General features: G+C 64.5%; 18 protein-coding genes. 10 read left to right on the top strand and 8 right to left on the bottom strand.

Annotation, left to right across the window (positions count from 1 at the left end; translation table 11 throughout):
• Positions 1 to 6: 6 nt before the first annotated feature.
• Both ACY8GK_RS17645 and ACY8GK_RS17650 read right to left on the bottom strand, forming a co-directional pair.
• Positions 7 to 717: a 3'-5' exonuclease gene (locus tag ACY8GK_RS17645; protein WP_196179336.1), complete on the bottom strand. Its 711-nt coding sequence runs from the start codon at positions 715 to 717 to the stop codon at positions 7 to 9.
• Positions 714 to 2651 carry a putative nucleotidyltransferase substrate binding domain-containing protein gene (locus ACY8GK_RS17650; protein WP_462401728.1) on the bottom strand — a complete coding sequence of 646 codons (1938 nt, stop codon included), beginning with the start codon at positions 2649 to 2651 and terminating at the stop codon, positions 714 to 716. The genes ACY8GK_RS17645 and ACY8GK_RS17650 overlap by 4 nt, the downstream gene beginning before the upstream one ends.
• Before the next feature lie 245 nt (positions 2652 to 2896).
• On the opposite strand from ACY8GK_RS17650, the gene ACY8GK_RS17655 reads away from it, so the two are divergent.
• Positions 2897 to 3340 carry a response regulator gene (locus tag ACY8GK_RS17655; protein ID WP_196179332.1) on the top strand — a complete coding sequence of 148 codons (444 nt, stop codon included), beginning with the start codon at positions 2897 to 2899 and terminating at the stop codon, positions 3338 to 3340.
• Between the two features lie 59 nt (positions 3341 to 3399).
• On the opposite strand, the gene ACY8GK_RS17660 is transcribed toward ACY8GK_RS17655, so the two are convergent.
• The 5 genes from ACY8GK_RS17660 to ACY8GK_RS17680 form a co-directional block, all read right to left on the bottom strand.
• Positions 3400 to 5574 (bottom strand): malate synthase G, encoded by a 2175-nt coding sequence (locus tag ACY8GK_RS17660; RefSeq protein ID WP_462401729.1) that lies wholly within the window; start codon positions 5572 to 5574, stop codon positions 3400 to 3402.
• Positions 5575 to 5997: 423 nt separating this feature from the next.
• The gene (rarD, locus tag ACY8GK_RS17665; RefSeq protein ID WP_462401730.1) at positions 5998 to 6885 is read right to left on the bottom strand and encodes an EamA family transporter RarD; all 888 of its coding nucleotides are present in this window, start codon (positions 6883 to 6885) and stop codon (positions 5998 to 6000) included.
• Positions 6886 to 7044: 159 nt separating this feature from the next.
• The gene (locus tag ACY8GK_RS17670; protein ID WP_462401731.1) at positions 7045 to 8019 is read right to left on the bottom strand and encodes a serine/threonine protein kinase; all 975 of its coding nucleotides are present in this window, start codon (positions 8017 to 8019) and stop codon (positions 7045 to 7047) included.
• Between the two features lie 89 nt (positions 8020 to 8108).
• On the bottom strand, positions 8109 to 8873 hold the full coding sequence (locus ACY8GK_RS17675) for a TOBE domain-containing protein (RefSeq protein ID WP_462401732.1): 765 nt from the start codon (positions 8871 to 8873) through the stop codon (positions 8109 to 8111).
• Positions 8874 to 8929: 56 nt separating this feature from the next.
• Entirely contained in the window at positions 8930 to 9667 is a 738-nt protein-coding gene (locus ACY8GK_RS17680; RefSeq protein WP_462401733.1) for a phosphoribosyltransferase family protein, read from the bottom strand.
• An 89-nt stretch (positions 9668 to 9756) separates the two neighbouring features.
• On the opposite strand from ACY8GK_RS17680, the gene bioB reads away from it, so the two are divergent.
• From bioB to ACY8GK_RS17715, 7 genes are all read left to right on the top strand, one after another.
• Positions 9757 to 10815, top strand: coding sequence for a biotin synthase BioB (gene bioB, locus ACY8GK_RS17685; RefSeq protein WP_196179320.1), 1059 nt, complete (start codon positions 9757 to 9759; stop codon positions 10813 to 10815).
• A 2-nt stretch (positions 10816 to 10817) separates the two neighbouring features.
• Positions 10818 to 11969: an 8-amino-7-oxononanoate synthase gene (bioF, locus tag ACY8GK_RS17690; protein WP_196179318.1), complete on the top strand. Its 1152-nt coding sequence runs from the start codon at positions 10818 to 10820 to the stop codon at positions 11967 to 11969.
• A 13-nt stretch (positions 11970 to 11982) separates the two neighbouring features.
• Positions 11983 to 12714: an alpha/beta fold hydrolase gene (locus ACY8GK_RS17695; protein WP_196179316.1), complete on the top strand. Its 732-nt coding sequence runs from the start codon at positions 11983 to 11985 to the stop codon at positions 12712 to 12714.
• Positions 12707 to 13531 carry a malonyl-ACP O-methyltransferase BioC gene (bioC, locus tag ACY8GK_RS17700; RefSeq protein WP_196179314.1) on the top strand — a complete coding sequence of 275 codons (825 nt, stop codon included), beginning with the start codon at positions 12707 to 12709 and terminating at the stop codon, positions 13529 to 13531. Before ACY8GK_RS17695 ends, bioC begins: the two co-directional genes overlap by 8 nt.
• Before the next feature lies 1 nt (position 13532).
• Positions 13533 to 14213, top strand: coding sequence for a dethiobiotin synthase (bioD, locus tag ACY8GK_RS17705; RefSeq protein WP_196179312.1), 681 nt, complete (start codon positions 13533 to 13535; stop codon positions 14211 to 14213).
• Positions 14214 to 14432: 219 nt separating this feature from the next.
• Complete coding sequence (locus ACY8GK_RS17710; RefSeq protein ID WP_462401734.1) at positions 14433 to 16238, top strand: phenylacyl-CoA dehydrogenase; 1806 nt, start codon at positions 14433 to 14435, stop codon at positions 16236 to 16238.
• A gap of 113 nt (positions 16239 to 16351) precedes the next feature.
• The gene (locus ACY8GK_RS17715; RefSeq protein WP_462401735.1) at positions 16352 to 18130 is read left to right on the top strand and encodes an acyl-CoA dehydrogenase C-terminal domain-containing protein; all 1779 of its coding nucleotides are present in this window, start codon (positions 16352 to 16354) and stop codon (positions 18128 to 18130) included.
• Positions 18131 to 18432: 302 nt separating this feature from the next.
• Here ACY8GK_RS17715 and ACY8GK_RS17720 read toward each other — a convergent pair whose 3' ends face one another.
• The gene (locus ACY8GK_RS17720) at positions 18433 to 19356 is read right to left on the bottom strand and encodes a LysR family transcriptional regulator (protein ID WP_462401736.1); all 924 of its coding nucleotides are present in this window, start codon (positions 19354 to 19356) and stop codon (positions 18433 to 18435) included.
• A 224-nt stretch (positions 19357 to 19580) separates the two neighbouring features.
• Here ACY8GK_RS17720 and ACY8GK_RS17725 point away from each other — a divergent pair, with 224 nt between their 5' ends.
• Together ACY8GK_RS17725 and ACY8GK_RS17730 are read left to right on the top strand one after the other, a co-directional pair.
• The gene (locus ACY8GK_RS17725) at positions 19581 to 20858 is read left to right on the top strand and encodes an aspartate aminotransferase family protein (RefSeq protein ID WP_462401737.1); all 1278 of its coding nucleotides are present in this window, start codon (positions 19581 to 19583) and stop codon (positions 20856 to 20858) included.
• Between the two features lie 158 nt (positions 20859 to 21016).
• Positions 21017 to 21175: a YqaE/Pmp3 family membrane protein gene (locus ACY8GK_RS17730; protein WP_009615518.1), complete on the top strand. Its 159-nt coding sequence runs from the start codon at positions 21017 to 21019 to the stop codon at positions 21173 to 21175.
• Positions 21176 to 21264 lie beyond the last annotated feature (89 nt).

Below are 21264 nucleotides of genomic sequence, written 5' to 3' on the forward strand. Positions count from 1 at the left end.
TACTGCCTAAAGGCCATGCCTGTGCAGGTTGCGTCGTCGCCACTGGCGCAGTCGCTGTTCCAGTTGCAGGGGGCTGTCGAGCTGTTGCCGACGGGCCTGGCTGAGCAGGATCAAGGCCAGTTCTGCGGTGACCTGCGCATCGGCGCTGGCATGATGACGCTCATGGACCTCCAGGCCGAACCGGGCGATCCAGTCGTCCAGGCCCGGTTCGCGCAAGAGCGTGTCGGGGTTGAGCATCGGCGCCAGTTCGGCCACGTCCAGAAACGGATGACGCAGGCGATAGCCAAGGCTCTCCTTCAGCGCCTTGGCCAGCATGTGCTGGTCGAATGGCGCGTGGAAGGCCAGCACCGGGCTGGCGCCGATGAACTCCAGCAACTCGAGCAGGGCTTCGCGTGGGTCGCAGCCGGCTGCCAGGGCACCTGGGCCCAGGCCATGGATCAGCACGCTGGAAGTGGTCTTGCGGCCAGGACGGAGCAAGGTCCGTTCGAACTGCTGCCCAAGATCGATGGCGCCATCTTCGATCACCACCGCGCCGATGGACAGCACCACGTCGCGGCTGAGATTCAGGCCGCTGGTTTCCAGGTCCAGCACCACCCAGCGCTGTTCGCGCAGGCTTTCGACCCCGAGCGGTCGCGGCGCAGGCAAGCGTTCGAGGCGCTGGCGCAAGTGCGCATCCAGGTTGGGCGCGGCAGGCCGCAGCCAGTCGAGCAGGCTCATAGCTGGTACCGCAGCGCCAGGCTGGCTTGCAGGCGTTGTGCCTGACGCAGGGACTCGCGCAGGATGCGTCGATCCAGATGGTTGAGGCTGTCGGGGTCGAGCCGGTTGGAATAAGGCTGATTCTCTCGACTCTGGCGCTGGTGCTGCTGCATGCGTGTCTGCTGGATGAAGTGGTAGGCCTCCTCATAGGCGGCGCCATCGAGCGGCTCCAGTACTCCCTTGGCCACCAGTTGGCGCAGGCGCTCCAAGGTGTTGCTCGCACCGATGTCGTTGGCCAGCGCCAGCAGGCGCGCACCGTCGACGAACGGCGTCAGGCCCTGGACCTTCAGGTCCAGCGTCGCGGTGCGGTCGTTGCCCTGGCGCGTCAGCACGAACTCGCGCCAGCGTCCTACCGGCGGGCGCTGGCGCAGGGCGTTCTCGGCCATCATGCGTTGGAACAGGCGGTTATCTGCGACCTGGTAGAGCATGGCCTGGCGTAGACCTTCGCAAGCCGATTCCTGGCCCCAGACCACGCGCAGGTCGAAGTAGATGCTCGAACCGAGCAGGTTTTCCGGCGTGGCTTGGCGGATGAACCCGGCGAAGCGCTGGGCCCATTCCGCGCGCGACAGGCACAGTTGCGGGTTGCCTGCCATCACGTTGCCCTCGCATAGCCGGAAGCCGCATTGCGCCAGGCACTGGTTGATGGACTGCGCCAGTGGCAGCAGGCGCGCGCGGATGGCCTCGGCCTCGGCCGCGTCCTGGGCCTCGAAAAGAATGCCGTTGTCCTGGTCGGTGTGCAGGGTCTGTTCGCGCCGTCCTTCACTGCCGAAGCACAGCCAGCTGAAGGCGATGCCCGGATCGCCGCGTTCGGCCAGGACCAGTTCGATGACTCGGCAGACCGTGTGATCGTTGAGCAAGGTGATGATCTGGGTAATCTGAGTCGAAGAAGCCCCATGGGCCAGCATGCGCTCGACCAGCAGGCCGATCTCGCCGCGCAGCGCCACCAGCGTATCGAGCCGTGGCGCATGGCGGATCGTGCGTGCCAGGTGCACCAGGTCGACCCGCTGCAGGGAAAACAGGTCACGCTCGGAAACCACCCCGCACAGTCGCTGATTTTCCACCAGGCAGACATGGGCGATGTGCCGCTCGGTCATGGCCATGGCAGCGTCGAAGGCGGTCGCCGAAGGGGCCAGGTAGAACGGCGATGCGGTCATGTACTGGCCGACCGGAGCATCCAGTTGCGCACTCGGTTCGGCGATCACTTCGCGCAGGTCGCGCAGGGTGAAGATGCCAATGGGGAAGCGCTGCGGATCGACGATCACGATGCTGCCGACCTGCTGTTCGTGCATGGCGCGCACGGCGTCGCGCAGCGGGGTCGCCGGTGTGCAGGTGATGGGATGGCGCATGGCCAGCTCACCCAGGGGCGCATTGAGCGAGTATTGGGTGCCAAGGGTCTCGACCGCGCGTCGCCGGACCTGCTGGTTGATCTGGTCGAGCAAACTGCTGACGCCACGCAGGGCGAAATCGCGGAATACGTCCGACAGCGAGAACAGCTTGATGAACGCCGTCTTGTCCAGCTGCAGGCAGAACGTATCCTCGGCGGCCAGGTGCTCGGTGCGCGTGGCGCGCTCGCCGAGCAGCGCGGCTAGCGGAAAACACTCGCCGGTGGTGATTTCGAAGGTGGTTTCCATCCCTGCTCGGGTCATCTGCTGGCGCTCGCCTATCACCCGGCCTTGCTTGACGATGTAGAAGTGTTCGACCGGCCCGTCCGATGGCTTGAGAATGCTTTCGCCGGCGGCATGGAAACGCAGCTGGCACTGCTCGACCAGGTAGGCCAGGTGTGCCTGCTGCATCTGGTTGAACGGGGGAAAGCGCTGCAGGAACTGCATGGTGCCCTGGATATTCTGCAGTACGGCGGTCTTGCCCGCCTGGCTGTAGGCGTCCTGTCTGCTCATGGAACTACCGCATGTAGAGGTCTGCATCTGGACGCGCACGGCGTCTTGTGGTGCATCAATGGTGAGAGGCGGGCCTGGTCCTGCCCATTGGACGTAAGTCTAGGCTTGTACGAAAGGCGCCCGCGCGCGCGATCATGCGGCCTGGCCCAGCCGGTGGATGTGTCAAATATCCGACGAAAGGCAGTTTGCGCAACGGTGTTTTGCGGTCTGAACTTGCTAAAGGGAATTTTTTTGACGAGTGGACCATGGTTGAGCTTGATGAAATCCTCAGCGATGCCGAGCGCGAAGCCCTGGCTACGGTTTCGGCGCCACCGGCCCCGGCGCAACAGGTGCTGGTGGTAGATGACAATGTGGTCAATCGCACAGCGTTGTGCCTCTACCTCAAGACCAAGGGAATCGACTGTCTGGAGGCCAATGGTGCCCAGGCGGCGCTCGACGCCCTGCGTCGCGAACCGGGGATCGGGTTGATGATCACCGACTTGCGCATGGTGCCCAAGGACGGTCTGGAGCTGATCCGGCAGATTCGCGAGTCGGAGCGGGCCGCGCTTTCCATCATCGTGGTCTCGGGTGATACCGACGTGAAGGAAGCCGTGGATGTCATGCGCCTGGGCGTGGTGGACTTCCTGCTCAAGCCGGTCGACCTGGACAGGTTGCTGGAGCTGGTGAGAAAGGAATTGCGGCTGGCGTAGTAGGGCAGTGGGCATGGGATTCCAGGACCGCCAGGCGGCCCCGGAATCACCGATCGCGATCAGCGCTGGCGTGCCTTGAACTCGCGCCGCCGCCGGTGCAGGACCGGTTCGGTATAACCGTTGGGCTGCCGGGCGCCTTCGAGCACCAGTTCCACGGCTGCCTGGAAGGCGATGTTCTCTGCGAAGTCCGGCGCCATTGGACGATAGCCTGGGTCATCGGCATTTTGCCGGTCGACCACTTGCGCCATCCGCTCGAAGCTTTCCATGACCTGGGCCTGACTGATGATCCCGTGGCGCAGCCAGTTGGCCAGCAGCTGGCTGGAAATGCGCAAGGTCGCCCGGTCCTCCATCAGTCCTACATCGTTGATGTCGGGTACCTTGGAGCAGCCTATGCCTTGGTCGATCCAGCGCACCACGTAGCCAAGGATGCCTTGGGCATTGTTGTCCAGCTCGTTGCCGATCTCCTCGGGCGACCAGTCGGGGGTGGTCGCCAGCGGGATGCTCAGGAGGTCATCCAGCGCGGCCGGGACGCGCCTGGCCAGTTCGGCCTGACGTTGCGGCACGTCTACCTTGTGATAGTGCAAGGCATGCAGCACGGCCGCGGTCGGCGAAGGCACCCAGGCGGTGTTGGCGCCGGCCAGCGGGTGCGCGATCTTCTGCTCGAGCATGGCCGCCATCAGGTCGGGCATGGCCCACATGCCCTTGCCGATCTGGGCGCGTCCCGGCAGGCCGGTGGCCAGGCCGACATCGACGTTGTTGTTCTCGTAGGCGCCGATCCAGCGTTCATGCTTCATGGCGCCCTTGCGTACCATGGCCCCGGCCTCCATCGAGGTATGGATTTCATCACCGGTGCGGTCGAGGAAACCGGTGTTGATGAACACTACCCGCTCGGACGCGGCCTTGATGCAAGCTTTGAGATTGACGGTGGTCCGCCGTTCTTCATCCATGATTCCAATCTTCAGGGTATTGCGCGGCATGCCCAGCAGGTCTTCGACGCGGCTGAAGATCTCCACGGCGAAGCCGACCTCCTCTGGGCCATGCATCTTGGGCTTGACGATGTAGACGCTTGCGCTGCGGCTATTGCGTCGAGCGGTATTGCCCTTGAGGTCATGCAGGGCGATCAGCCCGGTGAACAGCGCGTCCTGGATACCCTCGGGAAGCTCATTGCCCTGTGCATCGAGGATTGCCGGGTTGCTCATGAGGTGGCCGACATTGCGTACGAACAGCAACGCGCGGCCGTGTAGCGTCAGCTCCGATCCATCCATGCCGGTATACCGACGATCCGCGTTGAGTGTCCGGGTGAAGGTCCGGCCCGCCTTGCTCACCGGCTCAGCCAGGTCGCCTTTCATCAGGCCTAGCCAGTTGCGATAGACCAGGACCTTGTCTTCGGCATCCACGGCCGCGACCGAGTCTTCGCAGTCCATGATGGTGGTCAGGGCCGATTCGAGCAGGATGTCCTCGATGCCAGCGGCGTCGATCCCACCTACGAGCGTGTCGGCATCGATCTGCAGCTCGAAATGCAGACCATTGTGCTTGAGCAGGATGGCTGTCGGTGTGTCCGCGTCGCCTCGGTAGCCGACCAGCTGAGCGGCTTGGCGCAGCGCACTCGTGCTGCCGTCCCTCAGCGCCACGACCAGCTTGCCCTGGTCGATGCGATAACCGCTGGCCTCGGCGTGGCTGCCAACTTCCAGCGGTGCGGCCTGGTCGAGGAACGCACGGCCGAAGGCAATGACCTTGTCGCCGCGCACCCTGTTGTAGTCGCGGCCCCGTTCGGCGCCACCTTCCTCGGCGATGGCATCGGTGCCATAGAGCGCGTCATACAGCGACCCCCAGCGGGCATTGGCGGCATTCAAGGCGAAGCGGGCATTCATGACCGGGACCACCAGTTGCGGGCCTGCCATCCGTGCCACTTCCTCGTCGACATCGGCAGTGGTGACCTGGAAATCCTCCACCGGCGGCAGCAGATAGCCGATCTGTTCGAGAAAAGCCTTGTACGCCACTGGATCATGAGCCTCGCCCTGGCGTGCCCGATGCCAGGCATCGATCCTGGCCTGCAGTTCGTCGCGCTTGGCGAGCAGGGCCTTGTTGCGCGGAGCGAGGTCGTCGAAAAGCTGTTGCGCATCGGCCCAGAAGCGGTCGGCAACGATGCCCGTACCGGGGATGGCTTCCTGCTCGATGAAGTCATGCAGGACCTTGGCGACCTGAAGGTCGCCGACTTGAACGTATTCAGTCATTGCTTGGCTCACTCTGCTCAGCTGCTTGGCTCTTGTATTTGGTCTTGGGTGTCGCCTGCCGGATGAAGGGTGGCCAAGGGCGGGCGACGTGGAGCATCCGGACATCCTGTAGTGCTCGAAAAAAGATACTACATGAAGCGCGCGAGCCATGGCATAAGACTAAAGCGCCGGTGCCTGGCCCGAGGGTCGCACCTGGAAGAGGCATCGGAAGGTTATCCCGGATTTTCGTGAATCGACCTGTGGATAAGCTGGGGGCCTACCGCTGTAAGGCAGACATAGCAAGGGGTGTAGAGGTTTGTACGAAAAGTGATCAGATGCAGGGCGCGTGCGCAAGGTTTCGGGAAGAAGCTGTGGATAACCTTTGGGGGAGCATGCCGCAGACCTGGTCGGCCACAGGCTGCGGCAACATGTGCAGCATTTTGATCAGGCGCGCTTGCGCAAGCTTTTCCAGATATCGACGCTGTAGACCACCAGGCCGGCCCAGATGAACATGAAAGCCACCAGGCTGCTGGCAGACAGGTGCTCATCGAACAGCCACAGCGCCTGCAACAGCACCAAGGTGGGAGCCAGGTATTGCAGAAAGCCCAAGGTGGTGTACGGCAAGTGGCGGGCAGCCGCGTTGAAGCACATCAGGGGTATCAGGGTCACTGGCCCCGCGGCGATCAGCCACCAGGCTTCGCTGCTGCCGTAGAAGCTGGCCTGGGCGGTGCTTGCCGCTGGATGCAGCAACAACCAGGCGCAGGCCAGCGGGACCAGCATCCAGGTTTCCACCACCAGCCCTGGCAGGGCGGCCACCGGCGCCTGCTTGCGAATCAGGCCGTAGAAGCCGAAGCTCAAGGCGAGCACCAGCGAGACCCAGGGCAGGCTGCCCGCCTGCCATACCTGTTGCACCACCCCGAGCACGGCCAGCAGCACGGCCAGCCATTGCAGCCGGCGCAGGCGCTCGCCGAGCAGCAGCATGCCCAGCAGCACGTTGACCAACGGATTGATGTAGTAGCCAAGGCTGGCTTCGAGCATGCGCCCGTTGTTCACTGCCCACACATAGGTCAGCCAGTTGCCGGCGATCAGGCTGCCGCTCAGCGCCAGGATGGCCAGGCGGCGGGGGTGCTCGCGCAGCTCGCGCCACCAGCCAGGGTGTTTCCAGGCGGCCAGCAGCAGCGAGCCGAAAAGCGCTGACCAGAGCACGCGATGGACGATGATCTCCGTCGCCGGCACGCTCTGGATCGCCTTGAAGTAGAGAGGGAACGAGCCCCATATGATGTAGGCCGCAAGGCCCAGGAGATACCCGCGGCGCGGGTTTGCAGCATGCATGCAGATTCCTTGCTCGAATGACGAATGAAGCCGGGGGCTATTCTAGCCAGGGACGTGCGGTCCCGCAGGGGCTGACGAAAAGGATCAGGACGCAGCCCAGGCCGTGTTGGAAACAGGCGCGTGCGCCGGCCTGGTCGCGCCGCGTGTCTTTCGCAAACCCTAGAACAATCTCAGCGCAGGCTCCTGCAAGGCTGCGATCTGTTCACGCAAGGCCAGGATCTGATCGCCCCAGTAGCGGGGCTGGCCGAACCAGGGGAAGCTGCGGGGAAACGCCGGGTCGTCCCAGCGACGTGCCAGCCAGGCCCTGTAGTGCAACTGGCGCAGGGCACGCAAGGGTTCGATCAGGCCAAGCTGGCGCGGGTCGAAGTCATGGAACTCGCTGTAGCCATCGATCAGTTCGGCCAGCTGGGCCAGGCGTTCTTCGCGACTGCCGGCCAGCATCATCCACAGGTCCTGTACCGCGGGGCCGGTACGGCAGTCGTCGAGGTCGACGACATGGAAGCATTCGTCGCGGTACATCAGGTTGCCAGGATGGCAATCGCCGTGCAGGCGGATGACTTGATGGGGTATGGCCGCGTAGGCCGCTTCGACCCGTTCGAGCAGATCCCGGGCCACGGACTCGAAGGCCGGCAACAGCTCGCCAGGCACGAAATCGCCGGCCAGCAGGGTTTCCAGCGAAGCATGGCCGAAGTTGGCCACGGTCAGCGCTTCGCGGTGCTCGAAGGGACGCGCCGCGCCGACCGCGTGCAGACGGCCGAGCAATTGGCCGAGGCGATAGAGCTGCTCGAGATCGCCGGGTTCCGGCGCATGCCCGCCCCGTCGCGGGAACAAGGCGAAGCGAAAGCCCTGGTGCTCGAACAGGGTCTGTTGCGCGTGCCGAATCGGCGCCACCAGGGGAACCTCGCAATCGGCCAGCTCCGCACTGAAGGCATGCTCCTCGAGAATCGCCGCGTCGCTCCAGCGTCCGGGACGGTAGAACTTGGCGATCAGCGGCGGGCCGTCATCCAGGCCAACCTGGTAGACACGGTTCTCGTAGCTGTTGAGCGCCAGCACGCGGGCGTCGCTGAGAAAACCCAGGCTCTCGACCGCGTCCAGGACCAGGTCGGGGGTGAGAGTATCGAAAGGGTGGGACATGCTGACTCCGGGTTAGGCTACGTGCGGCCATGGTAGCGCATCGCGCGTCGTGCGACGGACCGCCTGCGACCTGGCAGCGCCCTCCGGGTTCACACGGGCACGCCAAGCAGCACCTGGGCGGGGTGGAACTGCACGCGCAGTTCGTCGCCCGGGCCAAGCTGCCGTTCGGCCAGCCAGCGGGCCTCGGCGAAGGCGCACAAGGTCTGACCGTTTTCCAGGAGCACCCCGACCTCGCTCGCATCGGCAGGGTCGGCAAGAATGGTCTGGAGCTTGGCGCGCAGGCAGTTGCAGTGCGGGTCGGGCTGTTCGTCATCGCCCAGCAGCCTGACCCAGCCAGCCTTGAACAACGCCACCACGTTGCTTCCCACGGTCAGCTCCAGGCGTTCGGTGCTGTCTTGGGTGATCGATGCCGTGATCGCCAGCCCACCCGCCAGGCTCAGGTGTATACGGTCATGTCGTCCTTCGCGCTGCAGGCCGCTGACCTGTGCCGGTAGCTGGTTGCGCGCGCTGGTTCGCAGCATCAGGCGCCCGAGCACGTCCAGGTCGCCAGCCTGCTCGGCGGCTTCGAGCACCTGGGCCTGCAAGGTTTGCAGGCGCTGGTAGAGCCGCACCATGCGCTCGCCTTCGGCAGACAGCCGGGCGCCGCCACCGCCGCGTCCCCCGGTGCTGCGTTCGACCAGCGGGCGGCCAGCCAGGTTGTTGAGCTCGTCGATGGCGTCCCAGGCCGTCTTATAGCTGATGCCGGCCGCCTTGGCCGCCTGGGTGATAGAGCCCTGCTCGGCGACATGCTGCAGCAAGGCGATGCGTTGCGGACGATGAGTGATGAGCTGGGTCAGCAGGACAGGCAATGGCATGGCGAGGGCTGCGCTACGAACGAAGCTGCGAAAGTGACGCCAGTTGCCTGGCCAAGTCAACACTGGCCGGGCTTGGCCGTGCGGGCCAGGCAATACACATCCACCCGGCGCGCACCGGCCTGGCGCAGCAGGGCAGCCAGCGCCTGGGCCGTGGCGCCGGTGGTCAGCACGTCATCGACCAGCGCCAGGTGCAGGCCTTGCACGACGGCAGCCTGGCGCAGGCCGAAAGCGTGGCGCAGATTGCGCCGCCGGCTGGCAGCACTGAGCGACTGTTGTGCTGGCGTATCGCGGGTACGCTGCAGCAAGCCGTCTTCGCAGCGGATCGACAGCTGGCGTGACAGCCAGCGGGCCAGCATGGCTGCCTGGTTGAAGCCGCGCAGGCGCAGCCGACGCCGGGCAAGCGGGACAGGCAACAGCAGGTCAGGTCGCGGCAAGCCTTGGGTGAACCGATACGACAGCGCCTGGCCAAGCTGGGCGGCGAGCAGGTGACCGACGGGCCATTGCGCATTGTGCTTGAAGCGGGTGATCAAGGTATCGACCGGGAATCCATAGTGCCAAAGCGCTTCGACCCGCTGATAGGCCGGCCGACGCCGGTGGCAGGTTGCGCAGGCCAGGCCATCGAGGGGCAGCGGCAGGGCACAGATCCGGCAGCGGGCGTCCAGCCAGGGCAACTCGGCCTCGCAATCCATGCACAGCGGCAGAGGCTGCTGCGCATCACGGTCGCATAACAGACAGCTTTGTTTGATATTTGCACACTTGTAAACCAGGTTTTTCATAGCGAGTTGACAGTTCATGAGGCTTCCGTAAATATGCCGATCATCCCGTGATGCGCTGGTGGGCTTGCTGTCCCGGCGCCTGTCAAAGCCTAAACAAGGAAACGCCGATGAGCGCCAGCGCAACTGCAACAACACGTCACGACTGGACCTTGGCCGAGGTCAAGGCACTGTTCCTGCAACCGTTCAACGACCTGCTGTTCCAGGCCCAGAGCGTGCACCGCGCGCATTTCGATGCCAACCGCGTGCAGGTCTCGACCCTGCTGTCGATCAAGACCGGCGCCTGCCCGGAAGACTGCAAGTACTGTCCGCAATCGGGCCACTACAACACCGGGCTGGAAAAACAGAAGCTGATGGAAGTGCAGAAGGTGCTCGAGGAAGCTGCGCGGGCCAAGGCCATCGGTTCGACCCGCTTCTGCATGGGCGCGGCCTGGAAGCACCCATCGGCCAAGGACATGCCCTATGTGCTGCAGATGGTTCAGGGGGTCAAGGCCATGGGCCTGGAGACCTGCATGACCCTTGGCCGCCTGGACCGCGAGCAGACCCAGGCGCTGGCCGAGGCCGGGCTGGACTACTACAACCACAACCTCGATACCTCGCCGGAGTTCTACGGCAGCATCATCACCACGCGCACCTACGCCGAACGCCTACAGACGCTGGCCTACGTGCGCGATGCCGGGATGAAGATCTGTTCGGGCGGCATCCTCGGCATGGGCGAGTCGCTCGACGACCGAGCGGGCCTGCTGATCCAGCTGGCCAACCTGCCCGAGCACCCCGAGTCGGTGCCGATCAACATGCTGGTCAAGGTCGCCGGTACGCCGCTGGCCGACGAGGACGATGTCGATCCGTTCGACTTCATCCGCATGCTGGCCGTGGCACGCATCCTCATGCCCAAGTCCCATGTGCGGCTGTCGGCCGGCCGCGAGCAGATGAACGAGCAGATGCAGGCGCTGGCCTTCCTGGCGGGCGCCAATTCGATCTTCTATGGCGAGAAGCTGTTGACCACTGGCAACCCGCAGGCCGACAAGGACATGCAGCTGTTCGCCCGGCTCGGCATCCAGCCTGAGGCCCGTGAGGAGCATGCCGACGAGGTGCACCAGGCGGCGATCGAACAGGCACTGGTCGAGCAGCGCAACAGCGAGCTGTTCCACGACGCAGCGTCGGCCTGAGCATGGCCTTCGACCTGACCTCGCGGCTGGCGCAGCGGCGCGCGGAAGGCCTCTACCGGCAGCGGCCGTTGCTGCAAAGCCCACAGGGGCCACACGTCGTGGTCGACGGCCAGCCGTTGCTGGCGTTCTGCAGCAACGACTACCTGGGCCTGGCCAATCATCCCGAGGTGATCGCCGCCTGGCGCGACGCAGCACAGACCTGGGGCGTTGGCGCCGGGGCATCGCACCTGGTCGTCGGCCACAGCACACCGCATCATGCCGTGGAGCAGGCGCTGGCGGAACTGACGGGGCGTCCCAGGGCACTGTTGTTCTCCACCGGCTACATGGCCAACCTCGGGGTCATCACCGCACTGGCCGGCAAAGGCGACACGGTGCTGCAGGACCGGCTCAACCATGCCTCGCTGCTCGATGGCGGGCTGCTCAGCGGGGCGCGTTTCAGCCGCTACCTGCACAACGATGCGCATAGTCTGGCCACGCGCCTGGCCAAGGCCAATGGCGACACCCTGGTGGTGACCGATGGCGTGTTCAGCATGGATGGCGACCTGGCCGACCTGCCGGCGCTGAGCCAGGTGGCCCGGCGGCACGCCGCCTGGCTGGTGGTCGACGATGCTCACGGTTTCGGTACCCTGGGCATCCAGGGCGGCGGTATCGTCGAGCACTTTGGCCTGGGCCTGGATGAAGTCCCGGTATTGATCGGTACGCTCGGCAAGGCTTGCGGCACGGCGGGCGCCTTCGTCGCCGGCAGCGAGGAGTTGATCGAGGCCTTGATCCAGTTCGCCCGCCCCTACATCTACACCACCGGTCAGCCCCCGGCGCTCGCCTGCGCCACGCTCAAGAGCCTCGAACTGCTGCGTCGCGAGCACTGGCGCCGCGAGCATCTGGCGGCGCTGATCACGCAGTTTCGCGAAGGCGCCCAGCGCATTGGCCTGCGCCTGATGGACAGCCCGACGGCCATCCAGCCGATCCTCATCGGCGACAGCGCGCGGGCCTTGCATCTGTCGCAGCGCCTGCGCGAGCGTGGCCTGCTGGTCACCGCCATCCGTCCGCCGACCGTGGCCATGGGCAGTGCGCGCTTGCGCGTGACGCTCAGCGCGGCGCACAGCGCGGCGCAGGTCCGGCTATTGTTGAATGCATTGGACGAATGTCATGCATAGCCGGAGCCTGCCAATGCGCAATCGACTGATCCTTCTGCCTGGCTGGGGGCTGGGTACCGCCTCGCTGGAACCTCTGGCTGCCAGCCTGCGTGCCCAGGACCCGCGCCTGCAGGTGGAGCTGGCGGCGCTTCCCGAACTGGCCGAGGCCGACTGGCGAGCCTGGGTCGATCATCTGGACCGCAAGCTGCCGACCGATGCCTGGCTGGGAGGCTGGTCGCTGGGCGGGATGCTGGCCAGCCAGTTGGCGGCCAGGCGTGGCGACCACTGCTGCGGCCTGCTCACCCTGGCCAGCAACCCGAGTTTCGTCAGCCGTCCGGACTGGCCCCAGGGCATGGCGGCCGACACCTTCGCAACCTTCCTCGATGGCTGCCGCAGCCATACCCAGGTCACCCTCAGGCGCTTTCGCACGCTATGCAGCGAAGGCGCGCGCGAGCCGCGCGGCGTGCTGCGCCAGTTGAGCATCGGTGTTCCGGATACCGACCCGCTGTACCTGGCCAATGGCCTGGAGGTGCTCAAGCAACTGGATACCCGCGCCGCGCTGCAGGCCTATGACGGCCCCCAGCTGCACCTGTTCGCGGGGGGCGATGGCCTGGTGCCCGCCGAGGCGGCCCAAGCCCTGAGCGACATGCTGCCGGATGTCGAGGTGGGCCTGGTGGAAGACTGCAGCCATGCCTTCCTGGTGGAATATCCACAGGATCTGGCCGTGAGCATCAAAAATTTCCTGCATGAGAGTGGCGATGACTGATCTTTCCTGGCCGAACCAGGCCACCGGCCTGCCGGACAAGCGCCAGGTGGCGGCTTCGTTTTCCCGGGCCGCGACCACCTATGACAGCGTCGCTGCCTTGCAGCGGGCAGTCGGCGAGCACCTGCTCGGGCAATTGCCAGCCGACCTGGCGGTTTCGCGCTGGCTTGACCTGGGCAGCGGCACCGGTCACTTCAGCCGCCGCTTGAGCGAACGTTTCGGCGGCTCCCAGGGGATCGCCCTGGATATCGCCGAGGGCATGCTCCAGCACGCCCGGCGCGAGGGTGGCGCTTCGTTTCACGTGGTCGGGGATGCCGAACGCCTGCCCCTTGCCGATGACAGCGTGGACCTGGTGTTTTCCAGTCTGGCGGTGCAATGGTGCAGCCGCCTCGACCAGGTCCTGGCGCAGGTACGCCGGGTCCTGCGCCCGGGCGGCGTGCTGGCATTGAGCAGCCTGTGCGTCGGTACGCTCGAGGAGCTGCGGGCCAGCTGGCAGCAGGTCGATGGCATGGTGCATGTCAATCGCTTCCGGCAGTTCGAGGCGTATCAGCAGCATTGCCATGCCAGTGGCCTGCAGCTCCTCGGCCTGCATCGCCAGGCGCAGGTGTTGCATTACCCGGATGTACGCAGCCTGACCCATGAGCTCAAGGCGCTTGGCGCGCACAACCTCAACCCGGGACGGCCCGGCGGACTGACCGGCAGGGCTCGCATGCAGGGCCTGCTTCAGGCCTACGAGGGCTGGCGCCAGCCTGCCGGCCTGCCAGCGACCTACCAGGTGGTCTATGGTGTGTTGCGCAAGCCACGAGCAGGAGACGCATGAGATGAGCCGGGCCTATTTCATTGCCGGGACCGATACCGACGTCGGCAAGACCACCATTGCCGCCGGACTGCTGCATGCCGCGCGGTCGATGGGCCAGGCCACGCTCGGCGCCAAGCCGGTGGCCTCCGGCTGCCTGGTGACCAGCAAGGGACTGCGCAATCCGGATGCGCTGGCCTTGATCGAGCAGAGCAGCATCAAGCTACCCTACGATCAGGTCAATCCATTCGCCTTCGAGCCTGCGATCGCCCCCCACCTGGCGGCCCGCGAAGCCGGGGTGGCGCTTTCGGTGCAGTCGCTGCTGGCGTCGATGCGCCAGGTCCTTGCCCATCAAGCGGACTTCACCCTGGTGGAAGGCGCCGGTGGCTGGCGTGTGCCACTGTCCGAGCATGCCAACCTGTCGGACCTGGCCATTGCCTTGAAGCTGCCAGTGATCCTGGTGGTCGGCGTGCGTCTGGGCTGCATCAACCATGCGTTGCTCAGTGCCGAGGCCATCGGTCGCGATGGCCTGCAGCTGGCCGGCTGGGTCGCCAACATCGTCGAGCCGCGCACCTCGCGTCTCGAGCAGAACCTGGCCAGCCTGGCCGAGCGCCTGCCAGCGCCTTGCCTGGGGCGCGTGCCGAGGTTGAAGATGGCCGACGCGCAAAGCGTGGCTCATTACCTGCAACTGGACCTTCTGGACTAGCACATGGCCTGCGCGACGACGCGTCCAGGCCATGACCGGGCGGTCATTCCGATCGTGGCCAAAATGGCCCTTTTCGTGGCAGCAAAGCCCTGCCTGACCCTCCTTGACAAGCACCTGGGCTAAACGTAAGTTTCAAACAACTGTTTGACCTGTGGCCGACGCATGCTGGTCGGCGTCATCCTGGTCGCCCCATCCGGACTCCAGCAGAGGTTCCTCGCCATGCCTGATTACAAAGCCCCCTTGCGTGACATTCGCTTCGTGCGTGACGAGTTGCTTGGCTATGACGCGCACTACCAGAGCCTGCCAGGCTGCGAGGAGGCCACGCCGGACATGGTCGACGCGATCCTCGAGGAGGGTGCGAAGTTCTGTGAGCAGGTCCTGGCGCCCCTGAACCGGGTCGGCGACCTGGAAGGCTGCACCTGGAGCGAAGAGGGGGTACGCACGCCCAGTGGCTTCAAGGAGGCCTACAAACAGTTCGTCGAGGGCGGCTGGCCGAGCCTGGCACACGACATGGACCATGGCGGGCAGGGCCTGCCCGAGTCCCTGGGCCTGGCGATCAGCGAAATGGTCGGCGAGGCGAACTGGTCGTGGGGCATGTACCCAGGCCTGTCCCATGGCGCCATGAACACCTTGTCCGCCCATGGCACCGCCGAACAGCAGCACACCTACCTGAGCAAGCTGGTCACCGGCGAGTGGACCGGCACGATGTGCCTGACCGAGCCTCATTGTGGTACCGACCTGGGCATGCTGCGTACCCGGGCCGAGCCCCAGGCCGATGGTTCTTACAGGATTTCCGGCACGAAGATCTTCATCTCCGCCGGCGAGCATGACATGGCCGACAACATCGTGCATATCGTCCTGGCTCGTCTGCCCGACGCACCTGCCGGAACCAAGGGCATCTCGCTGTTCATCGTGCCGAAGTTCCTGCCGGACGCCGACGGCAACATCGGCCAGCGCAACGCGGTGAACTGCGGCTCGATCGAGCACAAGATGGGCATCCACGGCAACGCCACCTGCGTGATGAACTTCGACGAAGCCACCGGCTACCTGATCGGCCCGGCGAACAAGGGGCTCAACTGCATGTTCACCTTCATGAACACGGCGCGTCTGGGCACCGCATTGCAGGGCCTGGCCCATGCCGAAGTGGCATTCCAGGGGGCCTTGAAGTATGCCCGCGAGCGTCTGCAGATGCGTTCGCTCACCGGCCCCAAGGCGCCGGAGAAGGCAGCCGACCCGATCATTGTCCACCCGGACGTGCGCCGCATGCTGCTGACCATCAAGGCCTTCGCCGAAGGCAACCGGGCCATGGTCTACTTCACCGCCAAGCAGGTGGATATCGCCAAATACAGCCAGGACGAGGAGGCCCGCAAGAAGGCCGATGCGCTGCTGGCCTTCATGACCCCGATCGCCAAGGCGTTCATGACCGAAGTGGGCTTCGAGGCCGCCAACCATGGCGTGCAGGTCTATGGTGGGCATGGCTTCATCGCCGAATGGGGCATGGAGCAGAACGTGCGTGACAGCCGTATCTCCATGCTGTACGAGGGCACCACCGGGATCCAGGCCCTGGACCTGCTCGGTCGCAAGGTGTTGATGACCCAGGGCGAAGCGCTCAAGGGTTTCACCAAGATCGTCCACAAATTCTGTCAGGCCCAGGAAGGCAACCAGGCCCTGAAGGAGTTCGTCGAGCCCCTGGCCCAGCTCAACAGGGAGTGGGGCGAGCTGACCATGAAGATCGGCATGGCCGCCATGAAGGATCGCGAGGAGGTTGGAGCCGCCTCGGTGGACTACCTGATGTACTCGGGCTATGCGTGCCTGGCCTATTTCTGGGCGGACATCGCGCGCGTGGCGGCCCAGAAGCTGGCCGAAGGCACCAGCGAGCAGGCGTTCTACACCGCCAAGCTGCACACTGCGCGCTTCTACTATCAGCGCATCCTGCCGCGCACCCGCGCGCACGTGGCAGCGATTCTTTCCGGCGCAGCCAACCTGATGGCGATGGACGAAGAGCATTTCGGCTTGCCCGTCTGAGGGCAGGCTAAAACCTAGAAGCTAAAAGCGAAGGCGGTGGAGTGAAAAGCTCGCCGCCTTTTTTCCTTCCTGCGCGCTTGCCTGCCTGGCGTGCTCATTTGACCGAGGTTGTCATGGCTGACTACAAAGCTCCCCTGCGCGACATGCGCTTCGTTCTCGATGAAGTCTTCGCGGTATCGCGCCTGTGGTCGCAGTGGCCTGGGCTGGCCGAGCAGGTCGATGCCGACATGGCCATGGCGGTACTGGAAGAGGCAGGCAAGCTCGCCGCCAGGACCATCGCGCCGTTGAGCCGCGCCGCCGATGAACAAGGGTGCCACTGGCAGGATGGCGAGGTGCGCACGCCGGCCGGTTTCCTTGACGCCTACAAGGCGTATGCCGAGGGTGGCTGGGTAGGGGTTGGTGGCGACCCGGAACATGGTGGCATGGGCATGCCCAAGGCGATCTCGGCTCAGGTCGAGGAGATGGTCAATGCCGCGAGCCTGTCGTTCGGGCTCTATCCGATGCTGACGGCAGGTGCCTGCCTGTCGATCAACGCTCACGCCAGCGAAGCGCTCAGGCGCAAGTACCTGCCGAGCATGTATGACGGCACCTGGGCCGGCTCGATGTGCCTCACCGAACCCCACGCCGGCACCGACCTTGGCATCATCCGCACCCGTGCCGAGCCACAGGCCGATGGCGGCTACAGGATCAGCGGGACGAAGATCTTCATCACCGGCGGCGAACATGACCTGACCGAAAACATCATCCACCTGGTGCTGGCCAAGCTGCCCGATGCTCCGGCTGGAGCCAAGGGCATCTCGCTGTTCCTGGTGCCCAAGTTCCTGGTCGAGGACGACGGCAGCCTGGGCGCGCGCAATGCGCTGCAATGCGGTTCGATCGAACACAAGATGGGCATTCAGGCTTCGGCTACCTGCGTGATGAACTTCGACGGCGCCACGGGCTACCTGGTTGGCGAGCCGAACAAGGGCCTGGCAGCCATGTTCACCATGATGAACTACGAGCGGCTGGGTGTCGGCATCCAGGGGCTGGCCTCGGCCGAGCGCTCTTACCAGAACGCGGTGGCGTATGCCAAGGAGCGCCTGCAAGGCCGTGCGGCAAGCGGCGCGCAGGCTGTCGACAAGGTGGCCGACCCGATCCTCGTGCATCCCGACGTCCGGCGCATGTTGTTGACGATGAAAGCACTGATCGAGGCCGGGCGCGCCTTTTCCACTTATGTGGCCTTGCAGCTCGACAGCGCCAAGTTCAGCGCCGACCCTGCCACACGCAGGCGCAGCGAGGACCTGGTCGCCTTGCTGACACCGGTCGCCAAGGCCTTCCTGACCGATCTGGGCCTGGAGTGCACGATTCATGGCCAGCAGATATTCGGCGGGCATGGCTACATTCGCGAATGGGGTCAGGAGCAGCTGGTGCGCGACGTACGCATCACCCAGATCTATGAAGGCACCAATGGCATCCAGGCCCTGGACCTGATGGGACGCAAGGTGGTCGGTAGTGGTGGCGCTTTCTATCGGCTGTTCAGCGACGAGGTCCGGGCGTTCATGGCCGATGCCGAAAGCGGGCTCGAAGAGTTCGTGACACCGCTGGGTGGGGCGCTGGACCAGCTCGACGATCTCACCGGCTGGGTGCTGAAGCAAGCCAAGGTGCGTCCAGAGGAAATCGGCGCGGCTTCGGTGGAATACCTGCATGCCTTCGGCTATGTGGCTTATGCCTACATGTGGGCATTGATGGCACGCGCCGCCCTGGCCGGTACGGGCGACGAAGCCTTCCACGGCGCCAAGCTGGGCACGGCACGCTTCTATTACGCCCGCCTGCTGCCGCGCCTGCAGTCGTTGGTAATGTCGGTAAAGGCCGGGAGCCAGAGCCTTTATCTGCTCGATGAAACCCAGTTCTAAGCCTTGGGCATGACAGGCGATAGTACGAAGTGTCTGGGAATGAAACTGATTTGTAAGCATTTTCTTACATCACGCGGTGGCTTTTCTCCACTTTCCTAAGATTGGATCCACGGTTAATCTTTCTTACATGGACGACGCGCAGGAAGCGCTCAGGACTTGAAGGAATTTCTGCCAGGATGGCAGGGCGCAAGGGAAAGCAAGGGAACTCACAGGATGGCCTGCCAGGGAGGCGGGGCGAAAAGGATGTCAGGGAAACAGTCTGGAATACCCCGCCTCGGCGGGGTTTCCTTTTTGCGCGTTCTTCAGCCAAGGCTTTCCAGTGGTGGAGCGCCAAGCTGGCGAGGGTCGCTTTCCTCCTCGAGCAGTGTGCGCAACAGATCCACCGAGGCCTGCTGGCGCTGTGCGTCACGGAACACCAGGCCGACCTTCAGGGCTACACGTGGCTCGCTCAACGGTTTCCACAACAGTGCCTGCTCGTCTTCGGCAGCTTCCTTGGCCCGCCCCGGCAGGATGGTGGCCAGCGAAGTGTGCGCCAGACTGTCGAGAATGCCGACCATGTTGTTCATCTCGGCCTGGACCTGCGGACGCCGACCGAGGCTGGCCAACTCGGCCTGCCAGATCTGACGGATCTGGAATTCCTCGCCCAGCATCAGCATGGGCAGCTCGGCCGCCTGGCGCAGCGAGACCTTCTTGAAGTCCTTCAACGGATGATTGTCCGGAATGACCAGCTGCAACTCGTCTTCGTAGAGCAGCAAGCCATGCAGGCCTGGCTGCCGTGGCGAGAGGTAGCTGATGCCGATGTCCAGGCTACCGTTGAGCAGCCGCCGCTCGATTTCCAGGCCCGACAGCTCGTAGATCTGCACGACCAGATGCGGCTGCGCCTTGCGCAGGCGCTCCAGCAGGCGCGGCACCAGGCTTGGGCGCACGGTCTGCAGCACGCCGATGGCCAGCGTCCGCAACGACTGCCCCTTGAAGCTGCGCATGGCTTCGCGCGCACGCTGCAGCCCATCGAGCAGCGGCACGGCATGGTTGTACAGGGTATGCGCGGCCAGGGTCGGCAGCAGGCGCTTGTTGCTGCGCTCGAACAAGTTCAGGTCAAGGCCATGCTCGAGCTGGCGGATCTGTTGCGACAGCGCCGGTTGCGAGAGCGAAAGCCGCTCGGCCGCGCGCCCGACATGACCTTCTTCATAGACCGCGACGAAATAGCGCAGTTGGCGGAAATCCATAAGTACTACTTATCGAAAAAGCTCGAAAAACGAAATGGTCGAAGGACCGCTAAGTGCCTAGTCTATCCGGCATTACAGCGGTTCGCAGTCTCCTGAAGCGACTCGAACCGATTCGGATGAAAGTGATTTTGGATAGGCCAGGCAAAAAAACCGCATCGCAGCGGACTTGCCGTCCGGCACATGACCGACCCTGACCTTCTCGACCGTGATTCGCTGGAGCCTTCATGAACCTGTTCAAGCTGCGCCGTGGGGCTCCTGCCGCCGACGAGCGCATCAGCGTGCCGGCTGCTCAGGCCGCCACGCCTGGTGCCTCGCGCCAGTGGCTGATGCCCGGCGAGCGGCATAGCGAGCAGGTCTTCGTGCGCGGCCAAGGCTCCTGGCTATGGGACAGCGAAGGTCATGCGTACCTGGATTTCAACCAGGGCGGTGGCATCAACAGCCTGGGCCACAGCCCGCAGGTACTTGCCAAGGCACTGGCCGAGCAGGCTCGGGCATTGATACATCCTGGCGCCGGTTATCATGCCCAGGGCCTGCTGGAACTGGTGGAACAGTTGTGTCGCAACACCGGCAGCGACCAGGCATACCTGCTCAACAGCGGTGCGGAGGCGTGCGAAAGCGCGATCAAGCTGGCGCGCAAGTGGGGTCAGCGGCATCGTAACAGTGCCGGTCACATCATCACCGCCAGCCATGCATGCCACGGCCTCAGCCTGGCTACCCTGGCGGCCTCCGATTCGTCGCCCCGCAATCAGCATGGGTCAACAGCGCCTGGTTTCAGCAGGGTGCCATTCAACGACCTGGCCGCCTTGCATGCTGCCGTGGACTCGCACACCGTCGCGATCATGCTCGAACCGATCCAGAGCGAGGCAGGTGTGATCCCGGCGACTCGCGACTATCTCAAAGGCGTGGAGCAATTGTGCCGGGAGCTGGGCATCCTGCTGATCCTGGATGAGGTGCAGACGGGCATCGGTCGCTGCGGTGCGTTGCTGGCCGAACAACTCTATGGTGTGCGCGCCGATATCCTGACCCTGGGCAAGGGGCTTGGCGCAGGCGTGCCGCTGGCGGCCTTGCTGGCGCGTGGCAGTGCCTGCTGCGCCGCGCCTGGTGACCTGGGTGGCAGTCATCACGGCAATGCACTGATGAGCGCTGCGGGCAGTGCCGTGTTGGCCAACGTGCTCGAACCGGGTTTCTTCGAGCGTGTCCAGGATACCGGTCGCCATATGCGTGATGGCTTGAGCCGTCTGGCCGGGCGCTATGGCCAGGGCGAGGTGCGTGGTCAAGGCTTGCTGTGGGGGCTGCAATTGCACGATGAGCTGGCCGTCGAGCTGGTGCAGGCTGCCTCGCAAGAGCGCCTGTTGCTCGCTGCGCCGCAAGCGGATGTGCTGCGCTTCTCTCCATCGCTGACCGTGAGCAAGGGCAACATCGACGAGATGCTGACACGCCTTGCGCGCGCCTTCGCCCGCGTGCATGCACATCCCGGCAACAGCGGTAAAGCCTCTGCTTGAAAATATTTCTTACGAATTCAAAGAACCGTCTCGCGTTCCTGCGCATCGCCCCTGGCCGGTATCAGTTGGCCTGGGGCGTTTTTTTATGCCGGCCGGCTGTCGGAACCTCTGTTCAGGGCCCGCAGTCTGTTGTTTTAACTTAGCCAAGGAGCCGCGACATGGACCTGATCCGAATTCTCATCGCCATCATCCTGCCGCCGCTGGGGGTATTCCTGCAGGTCGGCTTCGGCGGTGCGTTCTGGTTGAACATCCTGCTCACCCTGCTGGGCTACATTCCTGGCATCGTGCATGCGGTATACATCATCGCCAAGCGTTAGGCTTTGGCACGAAGCGACTGCGCGGCGAGCAGGTTGCGTTGAAAACAAGGTTGGCAACGCGCAAATCCTACTGCGATGAATTCACAGGT

It is taken from the genome of Pseudomonas sp. Marseille-QA0332 (genome assembly GCF_054950175.1).